This window comes from Arcobacter defluvii, assembly GCF_013201725.1.
In the GTDB taxonomy this organism is placed as follows: Bacteria; Campylobacterota; Campylobacteria; order Campylobacterales; family Arcobacteraceae; genus Aliarcobacter; species Aliarcobacter defluvii.
In genome coordinates this window covers 337,231-356,140 of record NZ_CP053835.1, presented here as the reverse complement: position 1 = coordinate 356,140, position 18,910 = coordinate 337,231, and the positions used below count along the sequence as shown (strand labels likewise).

Sequence of the window (18,910 nt, the reverse complement as noted above, 5' to 3'; positions counted from 1 at the left end):
ATTATCTAAAAAAAGGTTTTTAAGATTTATGGAATTTAAAATAGACGCAACATCAAATGGTGCTAGAGCTTGTACAATAAAAACTGCTCATAGTACTATTTTAACTCCTGTTTTCATGCCAGTGGGAACACAAGGAACAGTAAAAGCTCTGGATGCAAATGATATGCTAGAACTTGGAGCAAAAATTATACTTGGAAATACTTATCACTTATATTTAAGACCAGGAAGTAAACTAATCAAAAAATTTGGTGGACTTCATGGATTTTCAAAATTTCCAAACTCATTTTTAACAGATAGTGGAGGATTTCAAGCATTTTCACTAAGTGATAATAGTAAACCAGATGAAAATGGAATTACTTTTAAATCACATATTGATGGGAGTAAACATTACTTTACTCCACAAAGTGTTCTTAATACTCAATATGATTTGGGCAGTGATATTATGATGATTTTGGATGATTTAGTAGCCTTACCAAATACTAAAGAGAGAATCCAAAAATCAATAGAAAGAACTACTAAATGGGCTAAAGAAGCAATTGAATATCATATGTCTCAAAAAGAAAAAGGTATTGGAGTAAATCAAAATATCTTTGCTATTATTCAAGGTGGAACAGACAAAGAGTTTAGAAAAATGAGTGCTGAACAACTTTGTGCAATGACAGATTATGATGGTTATGCAATTGGTGGATTAAGTGTTGGTGAACCAAACCAAGATATGTATGAAACTGTTGAATGGACAACTCAATTTATGCCAAAAGATAAACCACGATATCTTATGGGTGTTGGAACGCCTGAAGATTTAATAGAAAATATCGAGCGTGGTGTTGATATGTTTGACTGTGTAATGCCTACAAGAAATGCAAGAAATGGAACTTTATTTACAACTTTTGGAAGATTAAACATCAAAAAAGCTGAATTTAAAGAAGATACTAATCCAATAGATAACGCATGTGAATGTTATACTTGTAAAAACTTTTCAAGAGCTTATTTAAATCATTTATTTAGAGCTTCTGAAATAACATATTTTAGACTTGCTTCAATTCATAATATTCATTACTATTTACAATTAATGAAAGATGCAAGAGAAGCAATTTTAGCAAATAATTGGACTGAATTTAAAAAAGAGTTTTACGCTAAAAGAAGCAAATAAACTCTTTTTTGATAAAATAAAATATATTAAAAATAAGGATACTTATGACTGTTGATGATAAATTAATTGCAAAATTAGAAAAATTATCAAGTTTAGAGGTTGATGATTCGAAAAAAGAAAAATTAAAATCAGAATTGGCTGATATTATTAACTTCGTTGAAAATTTAAATGATATAGATGTAAGTCATATCGAAGCTACATTTACTACAATTGAAGGTGGAACACCTTTAAGAGAAGATGTTTCAGTTCAAAATTTAGAATTATCAAATCAAATTTTAAAAAATGCTCCAAAATCTGAAGATGGATACTTTATAGTTCCAAAAATCATTGAATAGGACAATTTTATGATTACAGTTTACGGTATAAAAACTTGTGGAAGTGTAAGAAATGCTTTAAAATTTTTCAAAGACAATAATATCGAAGTTGAATTTTTTGATTTCAAAAAAGAGACTCCAAGTGCAGATAAAATAAAGATTTGGACTACAAAAGCTGATATAAATGTTCTTTTTAATAACAAAGGTACAAAATATAAAACATTAAATCTAAAAGAGTTAAATCTTGATGATAATGGAAAATATGAATGGCTTTGTAAAGAACCATTACTTTTTAAAAGACCAGTTATTGAATTTGATGATAAATTAGTTGTAGCTTGGGATGAAGAGCTTTATAAAAAAACTTTTTTATAGAAAGTAGTAACCTACTTTCTATCTATCAAGACTCAATTGTAGTCTTTGTGTTTAATTTTAAATCTTCTATTTGTTTTGAAGTTGAAGAAACTTTAATCCAAAATAAAATCATACAAACTAATAATACTAGTGCTCCTAAAATAGGAATCCATGTATAAAGTAAACCTAAAATAACTATCCAACCAATTGTTGCAGGATATTTTATTTCTTTAAAAGGTAATTTAAATTCTGATTCCAATGCTCTTGATGCAGTGTCTGCTTTAATATTAAATACAATTAAAGCAATAAAGCCCCAAAAAGGAATCACTTGACTCCAAACCCAAATTTTACTTATAAAAGTTTGAGGTAAACCATCAACTCTCATTACATTGACTAATTTATTAAGGCTTAATAAAAATCCTAACCAAACTAGAAAAATAAATAAAAAAACAAATAATCCAGCTCCTACTGCTGCCATATTTTCTCCTTGCGTATTAATGAAGAAAAATAATACACAAAGAATTACTCATAAATGACTCATTTTTTTATTTTAAAATAATTTTTATGAAATTAATTAAAATTTATATCCTATATTAAAATAGTGAGCATATCCAGAAGTTTTTGTCTCTTTACCATTTAAAACTTCACCATCTTTCCATTGAGTCATATTTTTATAAACTTTTAGTCCATATCCAATAGTCCATTTTTTATCATGTACCCAAAGTCCTAAATAAGATTGTAATGAATCACTTGTTCTATATTGTCTTTCAAAACTGTTATTATCTAAATCACTTCCAAACTCATAATCTAAATAACCTTGAAAAGATAAAAATCTTGAATCCGTAAAATTATATAAAGGTTTAAACCAATTTATATGAGCAACATATCCATCAAAACTATTTTCATTACTTGCACCATAATTTTCTTCTACATATCTAGTATAAAAATTCACACCACTAATTCCAAGCCATGGAATATCTATATCACTTCCTAATCCCATCCAAACTATCTTTAATCCATCTCCATTTGGCTCATCTGCATAATAGATATCAAAAGCGATAAATAACTCTTGTAAAGCACCATAAGATAAATCAGTATTTGTTAAATAGTCTATTGAAATCCTTGGTTCAATATCTGCAAAGAAGTTATTTTGTCCATGCTTATCACTTGTTGAACTGTTTAAAGCATCTATAAAATCTATATATCCATATAAATCTAACCATTCATATCTTCCACCAAATTCAAACTCTACATAATTATCATCAAATGCAAAAGGACCTGCTTTTTGATTTTCCCCATGGTAAAGATGTAAAGTTTCCCAATGTGAATTAGTAATATTATTAATATCTTTTGGAAAAACATTTATTACAAAAAGAAATACAACTAAAGTAACTCTTACTATGAGATTTTTCATTATTAACACCTATTTAAATTCATAAAAAAAGGAGAAAGTAAAAACTCTCTCCTTTTGATTATTTCAATAATTTATACAATTACGCTAAATCTTTTCTTGCTTCTTTTAAAGTATCAGCAATCATAAATGATAACTCTAAAGCCTGATCAGCATTTAATCTTGGGTCACATTGAGTATGATATCTACTTGATAGACTCTCTTGAGTTACAGCAGAAGATGCACTTCCTGTACATTCCGTTACATTTTGTCCTGTCATTTCAAGATGAATTCCACCTGCATAAGTACCTTCTGCTTTATGGATTTGAAAAAATTGTTTTACTTCACTTAAAATTGCTTCAAAATCTCTAGTTTTATATCCATTGTCAGCTTTTATTGTATTTCCATGCATTGGATCACTTGACCATAATACATTTTTACCTTCTGCTTTTACTCTTTGTAAAAGTTTTGGGAAGAAATCACCAACTTTATTTGCACCCATTCTAACAATAAGATTTAATCTTCCAGCTTCATTAGTAGGATTTAAAGTATCAATTAATTGAATTAATTCATCCTCTTTCATAGAAGGACCTACTTTACATCCGATTGGATTTTTAATTCCTCTAAAATATTCAATATGAGCATCTTTTAAATCTCTTGTTCTATCACCAATCCATAACATATGAGCAGCACAGTTAAACCAATCACCAGTGATTGAATCTTTTCTAGTTAGTGCTTGCTCATAATTTAACAATAGTGCTTCATGTGAAGTAAATAGTGTTGTTTGATTTAATTGAGGTGTATTTTCACTTGTAATTCCACAAGCTTTCATAAATGTTAAACTTTCACTAATTTTATTTGCAAGTTCTTCATACTTTGCACCTAAATAATTATCTTTTACAAAATCTAAATTCCATATATGAACTTGATTTAAATCAGCCATTCCACCTCTTGAAAATGCTCTTAAAAGGTTCATTGTTGCTGCACTTTGATTATATGCTTTTAATAATTTTTTAGCTCTTGGATTTCTTGCTTTTTCAGTAAATGCAATATCATTTACAATATCACCTCTATATGAAGGTAAGCTTACCCCTTCTATTTCTTCAAAATCAGCACTTCTTGGTTTTGCAAATTGACCTGCAACTCGTCCTACTTTTACAACTGGACAACCACCAGAAAAAGTTAAAACAACTGCCATTTGCATCATTACTTTAAATAAATCTTTTATATTTGCAGCATTAAATGATGTAAATGATTCTGCACAATCTCCACCTTGAAGTAAAAAAGCTTTACCATTTACAACATCAGCTAATTGTTTTTTTAAATTCAGTGCTTCTCCTGCAAAAATTAAAGGAGGATAAGATGCAAGTTCTGATTCTACTTTTGCAAGTTTTTCTAAATCATTATATGTTGGTTGCTGTTTTATAGGAAAATCTCTCCAGCTATTTGGAGTCCAAATATTCATTTATTCTACCTTTTTATTATATTTTATTATTGGAAAAATTTTATCCAATAATTTCTTAAACAATTTTTTAATTTATTAATTTTGAAAGCAAATCTCTAAATGAAACTTTAAATGCTTCTAAACCATCATTTAATAGCTTATCATAAATTGATTGCATTTTGATTCCTTTTGATTTTAAAAGTTCAAAATATTTATCACAATCAACTTCACTCATAATTGGTGTTGGTTCTTTTGAACCATCAGTTAACCAATCTTCTATTGTTGCTAGTGGTGCTGTATTTACTGAGTTTGGATAAATTAAATTATCAATATAATAACTAGGACTTAATTCATTCCCTTTTACACCTGTACTTGCAAATAATGTTCTAATATTTGAGTTTCCAAATTTATTTACTTCATAGTAACATTTTGTTGCATTGATAATCCCTAATTTCGAAGCTTGTAAACCTTTTAAAATCAAATCAGCATCCATCATTCTGTCAAATCTTGAAACAAATACTGAAATAACAGCTTTTATATCTTTATTTGAATCTTTTATTCCTTCATCTAAAGCTTGTGCACATTTAATTGCTTGTTCAGGTGAAAAAATCAATGTTGCATTTACATTTATTCCTCTTGAAGTTAATTCCCTCATTGCTATATATCCAGCTTCTGTTGCAGGAACTTTTATCATTACATTATCTGCATTAATTGAAGTATATAATCTTACTCCTTCTTCAATAGTACCAGCAGCATCATCACATAAAAGTGGGTCAACTTCTATAGAAATAAATCCATCATCTGCATCTTTTTTGTGTAATTCATCAAGTAAAAAAGCTGCTCTTTTAATATCAGTTAAAGCAAGCTCTTCATAAATTGTTTTTGCATTATTTGCTTGTAACATATCAAGTTGTTGTTTGTATGCAACAGAGTTTGTGATTGATGATTCAAAAATAGCTGGATTTGAAGTAGCACCTTGAATAATCCCTTTTTTAATAATCTCTTTAAATCTATTTTCTAAAAAATCTCTTTCAATAAAATCACACCATAAAGAGTAATTAATATCTTCTTTTAAACTCATCTTTTCTCCTTGTAAGAATAAAACCTATTTTATATAATCTAGAATTTTTGTTAAATCTTTTGTATCTACAATAACATTTGCTTCTTTTTTAAGTATCTCTCTTGCACAAAAAGCAACTCTTGTATCCGCATGTGCAAACATACTTAAATCATTTGCACCATCACCACAAACTAAAGTTTCAGCTCTTGTTATTCCCATTAAAGATTGGATTCTTTGTAACATATCACCTTTTGAATAACCAAACATCATATCTCCACCAACAAGTCCAGTCAAAATGCCATTTTTTTCGTGTAAAACATTTGAAAAATCTGCATCTAAACCTAATTTTTCACGTGCTGGAGATGTACCAAGTCTAAATCCACCAGAAAAACACACTACTTTGTATCCCATTTTTTGAAGTTCTGGTACAAGTTCATATGAGCCTGGCATTAAAGGAAGATTTGCACAAATATCTACAACTTTTTTATAATCCATTCCTTTTAATAAAGCAACTCTTGTTGTTAAAGATTCAAAAAAATCAAGTCTTCCACTCATTGCTTCTTCTGTAATCTTTTTTACTTGCTCACCTATTCCTAATTCAACTGCTAAAAAATCAATAGTTTCCCCATCCATTAAAGTTGAATCAAAATCAAAAACAGCTAATTTCATCAATTTTCCCTAGTTTTAGTCTTTAAAAGGTATAATATTAGCTAAATTTAACTAAATATCTAAAAGGAACATATTTTTAAATGTTTGAAACACTTATACAAAAACTTCAAGAAGATAGATTTTTAACACTTGAAACAACACCTCAACATGAACCTTCTATGCATAATATTATTGAAAGAATTAAAAAATTTAAATTACAAGATAGAGTTGATGGTTTTTCGTGTACAGATAATCCTCTTGCCAAATTAAAATACAATGCTTTATTTGCCTCATTAAAATTACAAACAGAATTTAATAAACCTGTAATTGCAACTATGAGTATGAGAGATAGAAACAAAATTGCATTACAATCAGATTTAATGGGAGCAAATGATTTTGATGTGAGAGCTATTTTAGCACTTACTGGTGATCCTGCAAAAATGAGTGACCAACCTCATGCAAAAGGAGTTTTTGAAGCAAACTCTTTAATGCTTTTAAAAATTATTAAATCATTTAATTATGGAATGGATATGTCAGGTCATCCTTTTAAAATAGAACCTAAACAAATTTTTCCTTTTGCTGTTACAAACTCTTATGCAAAAAATTTTTCAACTTTAGAGAAAAAAATGAATTTAAAAATCCAAAATGGTGCTGTTGGAATTATTTCTCAACCTGTTTTTGATATTGAAAATGCTAAAAAACTTTTAGAATCATTTAATATAGCAAAAGAAGGAGTTGAAGGAGACAAGAAAAAAGCTCAACTTATTTTTGGAGTTTTTCCAGTAACAAAACTTAGGACAGCTCTATTTTTATCAGCACAAGTTCCAGGTATTCATGTACCACAATTTTGGATTGATGCCCTTGAAACTGCACATAATATTTCAGAAGAGGAAGAGTACAAAGTTGGAATGCAATTAAGTCAAGATTTATTCAGAGATTTAAATAAACTTCATCCAAAAATCCATCTAATGACAGCAAATAGATTTGATGTTGCAAATGAGATTATCTCTTGAAATTAGCTTCAATTGATGTAGGACTAAAAAGAATAGGAGTTGCTATTTGTTTAACTTCAAATATCGTAACTCCTCAAACTGCCATTTTGAGAAAAAATAGAGACCAAGCTGCACATGATGTAAACTCTTTTTTAAAAGAGTGGGAAATTGAAAAACTAATAGTTGGATTTCCAAGTGCAAGCGAAGATATGCAAAAAAGAATAAAACACTTTGTTTCTCTTTTAAAGCTTCAAATTCCTTATGAATTCCAAGAAGAAAATATGAGTTCAATTGAAGCTGAAGAGTTAATTAAAGGTGAAATAAAATATAAAAGAGATGGAAGAGTTGATTCTCTCGCAGCTAAAATAATACTTGAACGTTATTTAGCTAAAAAGTAATTATTTTAAAACATTTACAACAACAGCTATTGCAAAACCTGCATCATGTGTTATTGATAAATGAGATTTTTTTATACCAAATTTTTTTCTAATCTCTTTTTTATACTTTATTTTAGGTGCTCCAAATTTATCTTTTTTTATTTTTATATCATGAAAAGAACAATTAGCACCAATTCCTGTTCCTAAAGCTTTACTAGCTGCTTCTTTTGCTGCCCAAAATCCAGCTGCTGTTTCTATTCTTTTAATTAGTTCAATTTCATTGGGATTTAAAAACTTTTTATATGCTTTTATTCCAAATCTTTCATACATTTTTTTTATTCTATCTAAAGATGTAACATCTATTCCTATCATTTTAAACCTATATTTAAATTATTAAAACTTTCAAATTAATATTATATCTCATATTTATTTAGCTTTTATAAGTCCAAATAAACTTAATAAGAGTAAAATTAATTATCGGGAAAATTTTTAGGTATTACACAATTAAAAGCATATGATTATGTCAAAGGTAAACCAACATAATGAAACAATTATCTATTTTAAACAATTATCTTTTATTAACTATAAAAAATAGTATTAAATTACTCAAAAAATTAGATAAAAAAGAACAAAATATTGAAGATTTACATAATTTTCGTCTTAATATTAGAAAAATTCGTTCTTTATTAAATCTTTTTTTTAAAGATAAAAAATCTATAAATTTAAAATTAAAAAAAATATTTCTAAAAACCAACTCTTTACGAGAATTTGATATTTTTATCAAAACACTTTCAAAAGACAAATATCCAAATCTTCATAAAAAAATAATTCTTGAAAGAAAAAAATATTTAAAAAAATATTGGAATAAAAAATCAACAAAAAAATATTTAAAAAAATTAAAAAGAATCAAAAATAAAATTTCTAAAATAAAATATTCTTATTCAAACCAAGAATTAATAAAAATAACACATAATCATTTTGAAGAAAGTATAGATTTAGCAAAAAAAATAGATGCAAAATATAGTAATAAAAAACTCCATAAAATCAGAATACATTTTAAAAAATCAAGATATTCCTTAGAGTTTTTAGAAAATTGTCATATAAGTAATGAAAAAAATAAAATAAAAATATGTAAAAAAGTTCAAAATAATTTTGGAGAAATTCAAGATATTAGAAATCAAATTGGTTATTTAAAGAAATCAAAAATTAAAAAATGTTCTAAAAAAGAGTGTAAAAAACTTTTAAAAAATAAAAAAGATGAATTAAATAAACTTAAAAGTAATATTTATGAATAACTCTTACTTTAATTTGGATATTATTCTTTTTCTCATAATTTTATGAATATAAAAGGAATTTTATAAACAATATGAAACTGTTTATCCGAAAATTTTTCTATTTAGTAATTATGCTATTTATAATCAGTCTAATATCTTTTATTGCAATAAATGCTGCACCAAACTCTTTTTTTGCAAGTGGAGAACTAAATCCAAATATCACACCTGAATCAATTGAACAATTAAAAGCAATTTACGGACTTGATAAACCTTTATATGTCCAATTCTTTTCTTGGATTATTTCTATTTTACAACTTGACTTTGGAATCTCTTTTTCAAGTGGAGAAATGGTAAAAAATGAGATATTAAGTAGAATTCCTATTACTTTAACTATAAATATTGTTTCAATGGTACTAATTTTTATAATTTCACTATATTTTGGTATAAAATCAGCTTTAAATAAAAACTCTTTTTTTGATAAATTTACAGGTCAATTATCACTTCTAAGTTTTTCAATGCCTTCATTTTATTTGGCACTTATTTTAGTTTTAGTTTTTGCTATAAATTTTGAGATTTTTCCAATAGCAGGATTACATAGTGTTCCTAATGACGGGAGTTTTAATTACTACTTAGATTTTGCTTGGCATCTAATACTTCCAATTTTTATTATTGTTTTTGGGGGAATTGGTAGTTTAATTTTATATATAAGAGGTTTAACCATCGAGATACTTAAATCTGATTATATCTTTTTTGCAAAATCACGTGGTTTAACTCAAAAACAAATACTTAGATTTTATATTTTGCCCAATTTATATCCACCTGTTATAACTTTACTTGGGCTTTCACTTCCTGGAATAATTGGAGGTTCTGTAATACTTGAAACTATATTTTCAATAGATGGGATGGGATTACTTTTTTATCAAAGTGCATTAAGTCATGACTATCCTGTAATTATGGGGATTTTAATAATTGGAGCCTTTTTGACACTAATTGGTAATATGATTGCTGATTTAGTTTTACTAAAACTAAACCCAAATTATGAAGAAAAATAAATTTATTAAAGGATAAATATTGCAAGTTTTAAAAACTATTGAAGAATTGCAAGAAGTTAGAAAAAATTTAACTAGTAGTGTTGGTTTTGTTCCAACAATGGGAGCTTTACATAATGGACATATTTCACTTATCAAACAAGCAAGAAATGAAAATGATGTTCTTATTGTATCTATATTTGTAAATCCAACTCAATTCTTACCGGGTGAAGATTTAGATGCATATCCACGAAAAGATGAAGCAGATAAAAAGATTTGTCAAATGTGTAAAGTTGATTATGTTTTTATGCCTGAAATCTCAACTATGTATACAAAAGAAGAAGTTTTAGTAAAAGCTCCAAATAAAAGTTATATTTTAGAAGGTAAAACACGTCCAGGACATTTTGATGGAGTATTACAAGTTGTTTTAAAACTATTTAATTTAACACAACCAACAAATGCTTACTTTGGGAAAAAAGATGCGCAACAACTAACACTTATTCAACAAATGGTAAGAAATTTCTTTTTACCAATAAATATTGTTCCATGTGATATTGTAAGAGAAGAAGATGGCTTAGCACTTAGTTCAAGAAATATTTATCTAAATCCAACACAAAGACAAGATGCACTTTTAATTTCAAAATCACTTTATATGGCAGGTTCAGTTATTTCAAAAGGTGAAAGAAGTGTTAAAGTTGTAAAAGATAAAATTTATGAAGTTATGCAAACATTGGATATTGAGTATGTAGCAATAGTTGATAGAGAATTTAATGAAATTGAGATTATTGAACCTAAAAATACAATTATCTTGGTAGTTGCTAGATTTGGAAATACTAGATTACTTGATAATATTTGGCTTTAAAAAAAGATTATGTTAAAATCACAAAAAAATTTAAGGTAAATAATAATATATATGAAATTTTCAATACAAAAACCTAAAAAAACTTTGCATATGGTAAGTCTTGGTTGTACTAAGAACTTAGTAGATAGTGAAGTTATGCTTGGACGATTAAATGAATATCAACTAACAGATGATGCACAAAATGCAGATGTTATTATAGTAAATACTTGTGGATTTATTGACAGTGCAAAACAAGAAAGTATTAATACAATTTTAAATCTACATGATGACAGAAAAAAAGAATCTGTTCTAGTAATGGCTGGATGTTTAAGTGAAAGATATAAAGAAGAATTGCAAAAAGAACTTCCAGAAATTGATGTTTTTACGGGAGTTGGTGATTATGACAAAATCGATGAACTAGTAAATGAAAAAAGAAGTAATTTTACAACAGAAGTATTTCTAGCAAGCGAAAACAATGAAAGAGTAATAACAGGTTCTTCATATCATGCTTATGTAAAATTAAGTGAAGGATGCAATCAAGCCTGTTCATTTTGTGCAATTCCTTCATTTAAAGGAAAACTTCACTCAAGAACTTTAGAATCACTTGTAAAAGAAGTAAAATCACTTGTAGCAAAAGGATATGTTGATTTTTCTTTTGTATCTCAAGATTCTTCATCATTTTTAAGAGACCTAGACACGAAAAATGGTCTTGAACTTCTAATAGAAGAAGTTGAAAAAATAGAAGGTATCAAAACAGCAAGAATTTTATATCTTTATCCATCAACTACAACATTAAGTTTAATTGACAAAATTGCTGATTCAAAAGTATTTGTAAATTATTTTGATATGCCTTTACAACATATAACTCCTTCAATGTTAAAAATCATGAAAAGAGGAAAAGGTGTTGAGCAATTAAATGAATTAATGAATCATATGAAATCAAAACAAAACTCTTTTGTAAGAACAACATTTATTGCTGGACATCCAGGAGAAACGCAAGAAGATTTCGAAACACTTTGTAATTATGTAGAAAACTTTAAATTTGATAGAGCAAATGTATTCTCATACTCTGATGAAGAAGGAACAACAGCAGCAACAAGAAATGATAAAGTTGAACAAGAACTGATTGATGAAAGAGCTGAAGTTTTAGGAGAAATCATCTCGCAAACTACACAAGAATCACTTGAAAATGAAGTTGGAAAAATTTTTGAAGTTTATATTGATGGAGAAAGTGATGAACATGAGTATCTATTAAGTGCTAGAAAAACTATTTGGGCACCAAATATTGATGGGGAAATTTATATCAATGATAATGAATTAGCTGAGGGTGAACAAATCAAATTTGGACAAATTTACACTGTAAAAGTTACAGAACTTGTTGGTGATAAATTACTTGCAACTGTAATTAAATAGTTATGAATTTAGATTTTAGTGCTGTAAAAGAGTCAAAAAATCTTCTAGCATTTTCTGCTGGTGTTGACTCTACTGCACTATTTTTTTTACTTTTAAAACAAAATATTCCTTTTGATATTGCAATTGTTAATTATAATGTAAGAGTTCAATCAAAAGATGAAGTCTCTTATGCAAAAGAGTTAGCTTTAAAATACAATAAAAAAATCTTTATAAAAGAAGTAAAATTAGAAGCAACTTCAAACTTTGAAAAAACTGCAAGAGATATAAGATACTCTTTTTTTGATGAGATTATAACTCAAAATTCTTATGTTACTTTAATCACAGCTCATCAATTAAATGATAAATTAGAGTGGTTTTTGATGCAATTTACAAAAGGTGCAGGATTAATTGAACTAATTGGATTTAATGAATTTGAAGAAAAAGAAAACTACAAAGTCTATAAACCTTTATTAGAAATTACAAAAGATGAGTTAGAAAACTTTTTGAAACTAGAAAATATAAAATATTTTATTGATAAATCTAATTTTGATGAAAAATATAAAAGAAACTATTTTCGACATAATTTTTCTGATAAACTTTTAAACGAATTTAAAAATGGAATAAAAAATTCTTTTGTATATTTACAAAATGATTTAAATTCTTTAAATATCAACTTAAATCCTATAAAAAAAATACATGAACTAGAAATCTTTTATAATCAAAATAGCGATAATTTAAATATTAGAATCATAGATAATAGTTTGAAAAAAAGAGGAATTTTATTAAGTTTTGCACAAAGAGAAGAAATACTTAAGCAAAAAGAGATAACTATTTCTCACAAAATAAATATTTCTATTACTGAAAAGTTTATCTGGATAGCACCAAAAATTGAAAAAAGCATGGATAAAAAATTTAAAGAATTGTGTAGAGTAAATAATATACCTAAAAATATTAGAAGTTATATTTGTACTTCTAATATAAATTTAAATGAATTAATTTTTTAAAAATCTTTTCATTTTTTGTATTTTTATTAATTCCTGTCGAGTATCTTCTTTATGTTTTTTCAGGAAATTTATATTTTTAAAAAAAAGTTCTTCAAGTTTTTTTAAATCACTTAACTCTAAATCAAAGTTTTCAATTGAATCATCAGTTAAGTAATCTTTGTACCATCTAACTAAAGCATCTGCTTTTTCAAATGAATCAAGCGAATCAATATATGTTAATTCACTTAGTGCTTTTATAGACCTGTTTCTTCTTTCCATGCGTCAATCAATCCTTGAGTAACTTTCATAACTTGATTAACTGAATTAATATTATCATCAATTCCAGCAGCAAATAGAGTTTCAATTTGATATAAGTATAAACCATCTAAATAATATGCAACTTCTCCACCATCAAAATCTAACACATTTCTTAATTCATCAAAAATTGCAATTGTTTTGTTTATATAAGTAAATTTTTGCTCAACATCACCATCTTGCATTGCATTTTTTACAAAAGAAAGATATTTAATAATCCCTTCATAAAGTTTTAGTACTAAAACATATGGATCATCAGATATTGCATTTTGTTGATTGTATACTTCTATTCCCATTAATCATTACTCCAAATTAATCATTTTTCTTTTATCAGTATATAATAGATTTACTTAAATAAGAAGAGAAAATAACTATTTTCAACTTCTTATTTTAATACTAATTACTTACTGTTGACTGTTGTATCAACATCTTTAATCCAGAAAATGAAGACTCCATCTGATTAATTATTGTTCCATATGAACTAAATTGTAAAGATAAAAGCTCATATTTTGCATTTAAAGCTTCTTCTGCTTTATTTTTTTCAGTATTTAAAGTTGTTTCCCTTGTTGTCATTGATTTTGCATACAAATCTAAAGTTCCACCAGTAAAAGTCATTTGATCAATAGTTTCTTTTAATACTGTTCCTAAACCTTTTTTTTCTGCTGTTCCTAAAAATAAATCTTTTAATCCTGTCATATCATTTTGAACTGCATCATTAAATTTTGTTGAATCTAAAGATAAAGAACCATATCTATCAAGTTCTATTCCATAGTTAAATACTGATTTATCGCTAGAAGAACCATATGAATCAAATAATTTACTTTTTACTTGATCTATTATATCTCTTATTGAAGATTTATCTCCTAGTTTAGAATCTGCATTATATACTTCTCCATCAACTAAAGCTACTAATTCATTGTATTTTGTAATGAAATTTTGCATTTGTGTCTCAACTTGAGTATTATCTTCTACTATATTTATTGAAGATGTACCTTCTTTATTAGCTGTTATTTTTAATCCATCAACAGTTATTGTATTTGAAGAAACATCATATGTAACTCCATCAACTTTTGCAATCATATTTTTAGCTTCTAATATGTGATTTGAGGTATTAACTGTAATTTGATCTGTTGTATATCCTAAAGCTTGACTTGCTTGACCACTAATAGATAAAGCATTGTCAAGTCCAGTATCTTCACTTTTAATAACTAATCTAAAAGAATCTGTACCTACTTGCTCTATTGAAGCATTCATTCCAGATTTTGTACTTATTTCATCAGCTAACTGTTGATAAGTTTTTCCATTTGTATTAAATGTTTCGCCATTAATTATTAAGTCGCCTTGATCAACAGTTCCATCTTTTATTGTTGAATTAAAACTATTTGATTGGTAAACATCTTTTTGAGCTAATTGTGTTACTTCAACACTTGTAAATCCTTTTTTTAAGGATTTAACATCTGCAGCATCAAAAGTAACTGAATCACCAGAAGTTGTTGCCGATTTTTGTTCAAATGCACTTACTCCACCAGATACAAATAAATCAAAAGGTTTTATTGCATTTAGTAACTCAGAAACTTTTGTTTCAATACTTGAAAAAACTTCTTTTTCTTTTGTAATATTCTCTATTTTTGTATCATATGGTTCAACAGTAGCTTTTCTTTCTGCTGTTTTTAATTTTTCAATTAAATCACTATTTAAAGAAGCTGCTTGTCCTGAACCTAATCCTAATATTCCACTAGCCATGATTTATCCTTTTATCTTTTTAATCCAAGTAAAGTTTGTAACATTTCATCTATTGCAGTTACAATTTTTGCATTTGCTGTATATGCTGCTTGGAATTTCATTAAATCTAACATTTCTTCATCTTTATCAACTTTTACAAGCTTATCATAAGAACTTTGTACTGATTGTTTTATATCATTTTGTGTTTCTTGTAAAAATTTTGTATTTTCTTTATCTGCGGAAATACTTACTCTTAAATCTCTATAAAACTCCAATAAAGATGTAGTTTTAGAAGAAGTAATATTTTGAGCTTTTCCATCATAAGATAAGTTACTTTTCCATTGTATAGTTGCTAAATAATCTAATTCTTCTTGTTTTAAATCATTCACTGCATTTTTACTAAATTTCAATGTTTTAACACTTGCTCCGCTAAATAATCCTAGAGAATTTATTATCCCTAAAGATTCATCACTTGCAGCCTCTCCATAAATATAATCATTTGGTCCTGATTTTATATATTTATCTGTTATATCAGCTAAAGTTTGAGCAAATTCATCTAATTTATCAAGGTAAACTTGATATTTATTATTAGGTGATGTTGAAGATAAATTATCAAGTTGAGCTTTTACCATTCCATTTTTTAATGTAATTTCTCTATCATAAGTTGCTATTGAAACTTCTGATTTAGGTTCTTTACTCTCACTCTCATTTTTATAAACTGATTCTCTACTATCAACTATTGTAGAATCACTATTATCTCTTTTTTCTATACTTACTCTTGCTTCAAATTCATTTGATATTCCAGGTAAATTTGATTCTATTCTTAAAAAATTATCTTGATTATTATTTATGATTTTATTACCATTGTCATCAATTGAATAATCACCATTATATGCAGTAACATAATTTTTTAAATCTGGATCAGAATTAATTTTATGTACCATTGCTCTTGTAAGATTTGATTCTGATACAACTTCTGTTGTCTCACTTCCATCTCCATTCCAATCCATTGTGATTGATTCACCAATAGTAACTGAAACTTCAAATTCATTATTTAATTTATAAGTTACAACATCATTTAAATCAAGATTTTTTGATGTAAAATCTTCATTATATTTTAAAGAATCATAAACTTCAAATGTATTATTACTATTATATTTTACATAATTAAATTTATCCACTTGAGGTGTATCATTTTCTAAAACACTTATTGTTCTTACAATAGTATTATTACTAATTGCAACTGTATCACCAATTTTTAGTTCATAAAAGTTGTCTTCTCTACTCACACTTATATCAACATAACTAGATAACTCTAATTCTAATTGATCCCTTTTATCAAATAAATCATTTGTCGCGGTTGCATACTTTTGTATTTTATCATTAACATCGCCTATTTCTTTTAATAAAGAATTTATCTTTTCAACATTTGCATTTAATTCTGTTTTTTCAAATTCTTGTTGTTTCTCAACACTCGAATAAAGATTTTGCAAAGAATCTACTAAAATAGAACCTTGACTCTTTAATGCACTTTGATAAACTTCTGAATTTGGATTTGTTCTTAAATTTTCTACTGCTTGAAAATATCTATTTAAATCAACAGAAAAACCACTATCTTCTGTCTCTTTAAATGTTGCTTCTACATTTCCAAGCATATTTGATAACTTACTATAATAACTTGACTTTGAATTTTCACTCATAAGCTTATCATATACATATTGGGATGTTACTCTATAAACACCATCAACGTTTACACCACGAGCTGCAAATAAAGAATCTATTTGACCTATTTCACTAAGTCCAACCACTCTTTTTTTATATCCAGGAGTATTCTCATTAGCTATGTTATTAGATACATTCTCAACTGCAGTTTTTGCAGCACTAAGCCCAGTATATGACACGTTCAATGTACTTAACATAGTGACTCCTTTATAATTTATAAAATTATCGCATTACATTTCTTAAAATTAGATTAAAATGGCCAAATTGCTCTTACAAATTTTAATCCCCAAGGGGTATCTAAAATATCTGATTCAACACCATCTTTATTATACATAAGTTTTAGATTTGCGATTTGTGATGAATTAATTGAATTATCTGATGTTATATCATAAGGTCTAATAACACCACTTATAACAATTTCTTGTTTTTGACCTTCAATTAACATCTCTTTTTTTCCCTTAACATAATAGTTACCATTTTGATAAGTTTCTTCAATAATTGCAGAGATTGTTGTATCAAAAGTTTCATCTAATTCTGTTTTAACTTTTCCTTTATCAGAAGTTGAACTATTTGTTCCAAAATTAACACCAAGATTTGCATTTAAGTTTTTTGTTACATTTCCTGCTACGCCACTTAAAGCATTTGTACCAGTTGCAGAGAATAAGCCTCCACCTAAACTATTATCTCTAGTATTTGTCAGTTCTCTTTTATTATTACTTTTTGAAGTTAGATCTTCGCTAATTACAATTTGAATAATATCACCAACTTGTAAATCTTTCTTGTCAGCAAATAAAGATGTTCCTTGCATTGAGTATAAAGAACCTTTATTTTTTCTTGCTTCAGGAGCTTTTTTAGGAATTTGTATTTCGGGTTTTTTAAATTCTAATTCCGGTTCTGATGTACTACATCCAACAAAAAAACCTAAAAAAAATATTAGTAGAAGATTATTTTTTTTCATTTGATTTACTTTTTAAAATAAAATTTATATCAACAGCCACAATTACTTCAGTCAAAGTTCTTTTTATCAAAGCCATAACTCCATATCTAACAATCAAGGCATCTAAATTTGTATCTGGCTCACAAACTATTACAACTTTGTTTTCAATTAATTTTACATGTTTAATATGTTCTTGACCAACTAAGTCAACAGCTTTTTCTACTTCAGAAAGAATTGCTCTTTCCAAATTTTTTTTAGCTTTTTCTTTTTTTTCTTCTTCAATTTTTAAAGCTTGTTTTTCTTGTAACTCTTGTTTTTGTTTTTCTTCAAAAGTTTTATTCATATAATAGTAATAGCCACCAAACATAGCGATTAATACAACTAATGATATTAGTTTAATAAATTTTTGTTTTCGATTTCTTTTTACTGCAACTATCATTATTTAATTACAAAAGTAGTAAATAATATCGTTTGAACACTATTCCGAGCTATTTTACTATTTGATTGTGTAACATTATTTATTACATTATTTATATCTTGAATCAATTCATCTTTTAATAAATTTTTTCCACCCACTGTCAATAATTCTTCTGAACTTCTTGCGCTTATTTGAGAAATTACAACATCAATTATCTCTGCTTTGTACTCTTCTACAATTGCAGCAATTGTTGGTTCTGTACTTTTTATAGAAAAAGACAATTTCATTAATTTTTCTTTTCCTCTTGAATCAGTTAAATTAAGTACCAAATCATTTATGTCAGCTTTAAAAGAATCTCCTTTATCTGAAGCTTCAGCTTTAACTTCTTCTTGTGTAGTCTGATTATTACCACTTAAAACACCTTGTGAATATAAAAAATAACCTCCTCCTACAACAGCTACTAATAAAATTACAACTAAAGCGATTAATACAATAATTAATCCTTTTCCTCCTCCAGATGAACTTTTTTCTTGATTATTTTCTTCTGCCATA

General features: G+C 26.8%; 23 protein-coding genes. 10 read left to right on the top strand and 13 right to left on the bottom strand.

All coding sequences use genetic code 11. The annotated features are described in order from the left end of the window. Positions 1-28: 28 nt before the first annotated feature. From tgt to ADFLV_RS01875, 3 genes are read left to right on the top strand one after another with little or no spacing between them, the layout of a single operon-like run. On the top strand, positions 29-1,150 hold the full coding sequence (tgt, locus tag ADFLV_RS01885) for a tRNA guanosine(34) transglycosylase Tgt (RefSeq protein ID WP_129010337.1): 1,122 nt from the start codon (positions 29-31) through the stop codon (positions 1,148-1,150). Positions 1,151-1,194: 44 nt separating this feature from the next. After that, on the top strand, positions 1,195-1,485 hold the full coding sequence (gene gatC, locus ADFLV_RS01880) for an Asp-tRNA(Asn)/Glu-tRNA(Gln) amidotransferase subunit GatC (RefSeq protein WP_129010336.1): 291 nt from the start codon (positions 1,195-1,197) through the stop codon (positions 1,483-1,485). 9 nt (positions 1,486-1,494) lie between these two features. Beyond that, the gene (locus ADFLV_RS01875; RefSeq protein ID WP_014473078.1) at positions 1,495-1,836 is read left to right on the top strand and encodes an arsenate reductase family protein; all 342 of its coding nucleotides are present in this window, start codon (positions 1,495-1,497) and stop codon (positions 1,834-1,836) included. 25 nt (positions 1,837-1,861) lie between these two features. Here the strand turns inward: ADFLV_RS01875 and ADFLV_RS01870 are convergent, their stop codons facing one another. The 5 genes from ADFLV_RS01870 to serB form a co-directional block, all read right to left on the bottom strand. Further along, positions 1,862-2,293, bottom strand: coding sequence for a hypothetical protein (locus ADFLV_RS01870; RefSeq protein ID WP_014473077.1), 432 nt, complete (start codon positions 2,291-2,293; stop codon positions 1,862-1,864). 96 nt (positions 2,294-2,389) lie between these two features. Further along, a complete protein-coding gene (locus ADFLV_RS01865) occupies positions 2,390-3,229 on the bottom strand; it encodes a nucleoside-specific channel-forming Tsx family protein (RefSeq protein WP_129010335.1) in 840 nt (279 codons plus the stop codon). A gap of 79 nt (positions 3,230-3,308) precedes the next feature. Continuing rightward, complete coding sequence (locus ADFLV_RS01860; protein WP_129010334.1) at positions 3,309-4,670, bottom strand: class II 3-deoxy-7-phosphoheptulonate synthase; 1,362 nt, start codon at positions 4,668-4,670, stop codon at positions 3,309-3,311. Between the two features lie 67 nt (positions 4,671-4,737). Beyond that, the gene (locus ADFLV_RS01855) at positions 4,738-5,730 is read right to left on the bottom strand and encodes a transaldolase (protein ID WP_014473074.1); all 993 of its coding nucleotides are present in this window, start codon (positions 5,728-5,730) and stop codon (positions 4,738-4,740) included. Between the two features lie 24 nt (positions 5,731-5,754). Beyond that, complete coding sequence (gene serB, locus ADFLV_RS01850; RefSeq protein ID WP_014473073.1) at positions 5,755-6,378, bottom strand: phosphoserine phosphatase SerB; 624 nt, start codon at positions 6,376-6,378, stop codon at positions 5,755-5,757. 80 nt (positions 6,379-6,458) lie between these two features. Here serB and ADFLV_RS01845 point away from each other — a divergent pair, with 80 nt between their 5' ends. Both ADFLV_RS01845 and ruvX read left to right on the top strand, forming a co-directional pair. After that, a complete protein-coding gene (locus ADFLV_RS01845) occupies positions 6,459-7,370 on the top strand; it encodes a methylenetetrahydrofolate reductase (protein ID WP_014473072.1) in 912 nt (303 codons plus the stop codon). Then, positions 7,367-7,747, top strand: a complete 381-nt coding sequence (ruvX, locus tag ADFLV_RS01840) for a Holliday junction resolvase RuvX (RefSeq protein WP_014473071.1) — start codon at positions 7,367-7,369, stop codon at positions 7,745-7,747. Before ADFLV_RS01845 ends, ruvX begins: the two co-directional genes overlap by 4 nt. Here ruvX and acpS read toward each other — a convergent pair whose 3' ends face one another. After that, the gene (gene acpS, locus ADFLV_RS01835) at positions 7,748-8,098 is read right to left on the bottom strand and encodes a holo-ACP synthase (protein ID WP_014473070.1); all 351 of its coding nucleotides are present in this window, start codon (positions 8,096-8,098) and stop codon (positions 7,748-7,750) included. Between the two features lie 170 nt (positions 8,099-8,268). Between acpS and ADFLV_RS01830 the strand changes: the two genes are divergently transcribed. From ADFLV_RS01830 to tilS, 5 genes are all read left to right on the top strand, one after another. Beyond that, a complete protein-coding gene (locus ADFLV_RS01830) occupies positions 8,269-9,021 on the top strand; it encodes a CHAD domain-containing protein (protein WP_129010333.1) in 753 nt (250 codons plus the stop codon). Between the two features lie 71 nt (positions 9,022-9,092). Beyond that, on the top strand, positions 9,093-10,052 hold the full coding sequence (locus ADFLV_RS01825; RefSeq protein WP_129010332.1) for an ABC transporter permease: 960 nt from the start codon (positions 9,093-9,095) through the stop codon (positions 10,050-10,052). Positions 10,053-10,071: 19 nt separating this feature from the next. Continuing rightward, entirely contained in the window at positions 10,072-10,890 is an 819-nt protein-coding gene (gene panC, locus ADFLV_RS01820) for a pantoate--beta-alanine ligase (protein ID WP_129010331.1), read from the top strand. A gap of 51 nt (positions 10,891-10,941) precedes the next feature. Beyond that, a complete protein-coding gene (gene rimO, locus ADFLV_RS01815) occupies positions 10,942-12,282 on the top strand; it encodes a 30S ribosomal protein S12 methylthiotransferase RimO (RefSeq protein ID WP_129010330.1) in 1,341 nt (446 codons plus the stop codon). A gap of 2 nt (positions 12,283-12,284) precedes the next feature. Then, positions 12,285-13,265, top strand: a complete 981-nt coding sequence (gene tilS / locus ADFLV_RS01810) for a tRNA lysidine(34) synthetase TilS (protein WP_129010329.1) — start codon at positions 12,285-12,287, stop codon at positions 13,263-13,265. On the opposite strand, the gene ADFLV_RS01805 is transcribed toward tilS, so the two are convergent. The 7 genes from ADFLV_RS01805 to ADFLV_RS01775 all read right to left on the bottom strand — a co-directional run bounded on the left by ADFLV_RS01805 (position 13,254) and on the right by ADFLV_RS01775 (position 18,909). Then, the gene (locus ADFLV_RS01805) at positions 13,254-13,523 is read right to left on the bottom strand and encodes a hypothetical protein (RefSeq protein WP_014473064.1); all 270 of its coding nucleotides are present in this window, start codon (positions 13,521-13,523) and stop codon (positions 13,254-13,256) included. The genes tilS and ADFLV_RS01805 overlap by 12 nt on opposite strands. Beyond that, a complete protein-coding gene (gene fliS / locus ADFLV_RS01800; RefSeq protein ID WP_014473063.1) occupies positions 13,499-13,855 on the bottom strand; it encodes a flagellar export chaperone FliS in 357 nt (118 codons plus the stop codon). The genes ADFLV_RS01805 and fliS overlap by 25 nt, the downstream gene beginning before the upstream one ends. Before the next feature lie 100 nt (positions 13,856-13,955). Then, positions 13,956-15,302, bottom strand: a complete 1,347-nt coding sequence (fliD, locus tag ADFLV_RS01795; RefSeq protein ID WP_129010328.1) for a flagellar filament capping protein FliD — start codon at positions 15,300-15,302, stop codon at positions 13,956-13,958. A gap of 11 nt (positions 15,303-15,313) precedes the next feature. Next, positions 15,314-17,200: a flagellar hook-associated protein FlgK gene (gene flgK, locus ADFLV_RS01790; protein WP_129010327.1), complete on the bottom strand. Its 1,887-nt coding sequence runs from the start codon at positions 17,198-17,200 to the stop codon at positions 15,314-15,316. A gap of 53 nt (positions 17,201-17,253) precedes the next feature. Continuing rightward, entirely contained in the window at positions 17,254-17,961 is a 708-nt protein-coding gene (locus ADFLV_RS01785) for a flagellar basal body L-ring protein FlgH (protein WP_014473060.1), read from the bottom strand. Then, positions 17,948-18,379 carry a hypothetical protein gene (locus tag ADFLV_RS01780; protein WP_129010326.1) on the bottom strand — a complete coding sequence of 144 codons (432 nt, stop codon included), beginning with the start codon at positions 18,377-18,379 and terminating at the stop codon, positions 17,948-17,950. The genes ADFLV_RS01785 and ADFLV_RS01780 overlap by 14 nt, the downstream gene beginning before the upstream one ends. Continuing rightward, positions 18,379-18,909: a flagellar basal body-associated FliL family protein gene (locus ADFLV_RS01775; RefSeq protein ID WP_014473058.1), complete on the bottom strand. Its 531-nt coding sequence runs from the start codon at positions 18,907-18,909 to the stop codon at positions 18,379-18,381. The genes ADFLV_RS01780 and ADFLV_RS01775 overlap by 1 nt, the downstream gene beginning before the upstream one ends. Position 18,910 lies beyond the last annotated feature (1 nt).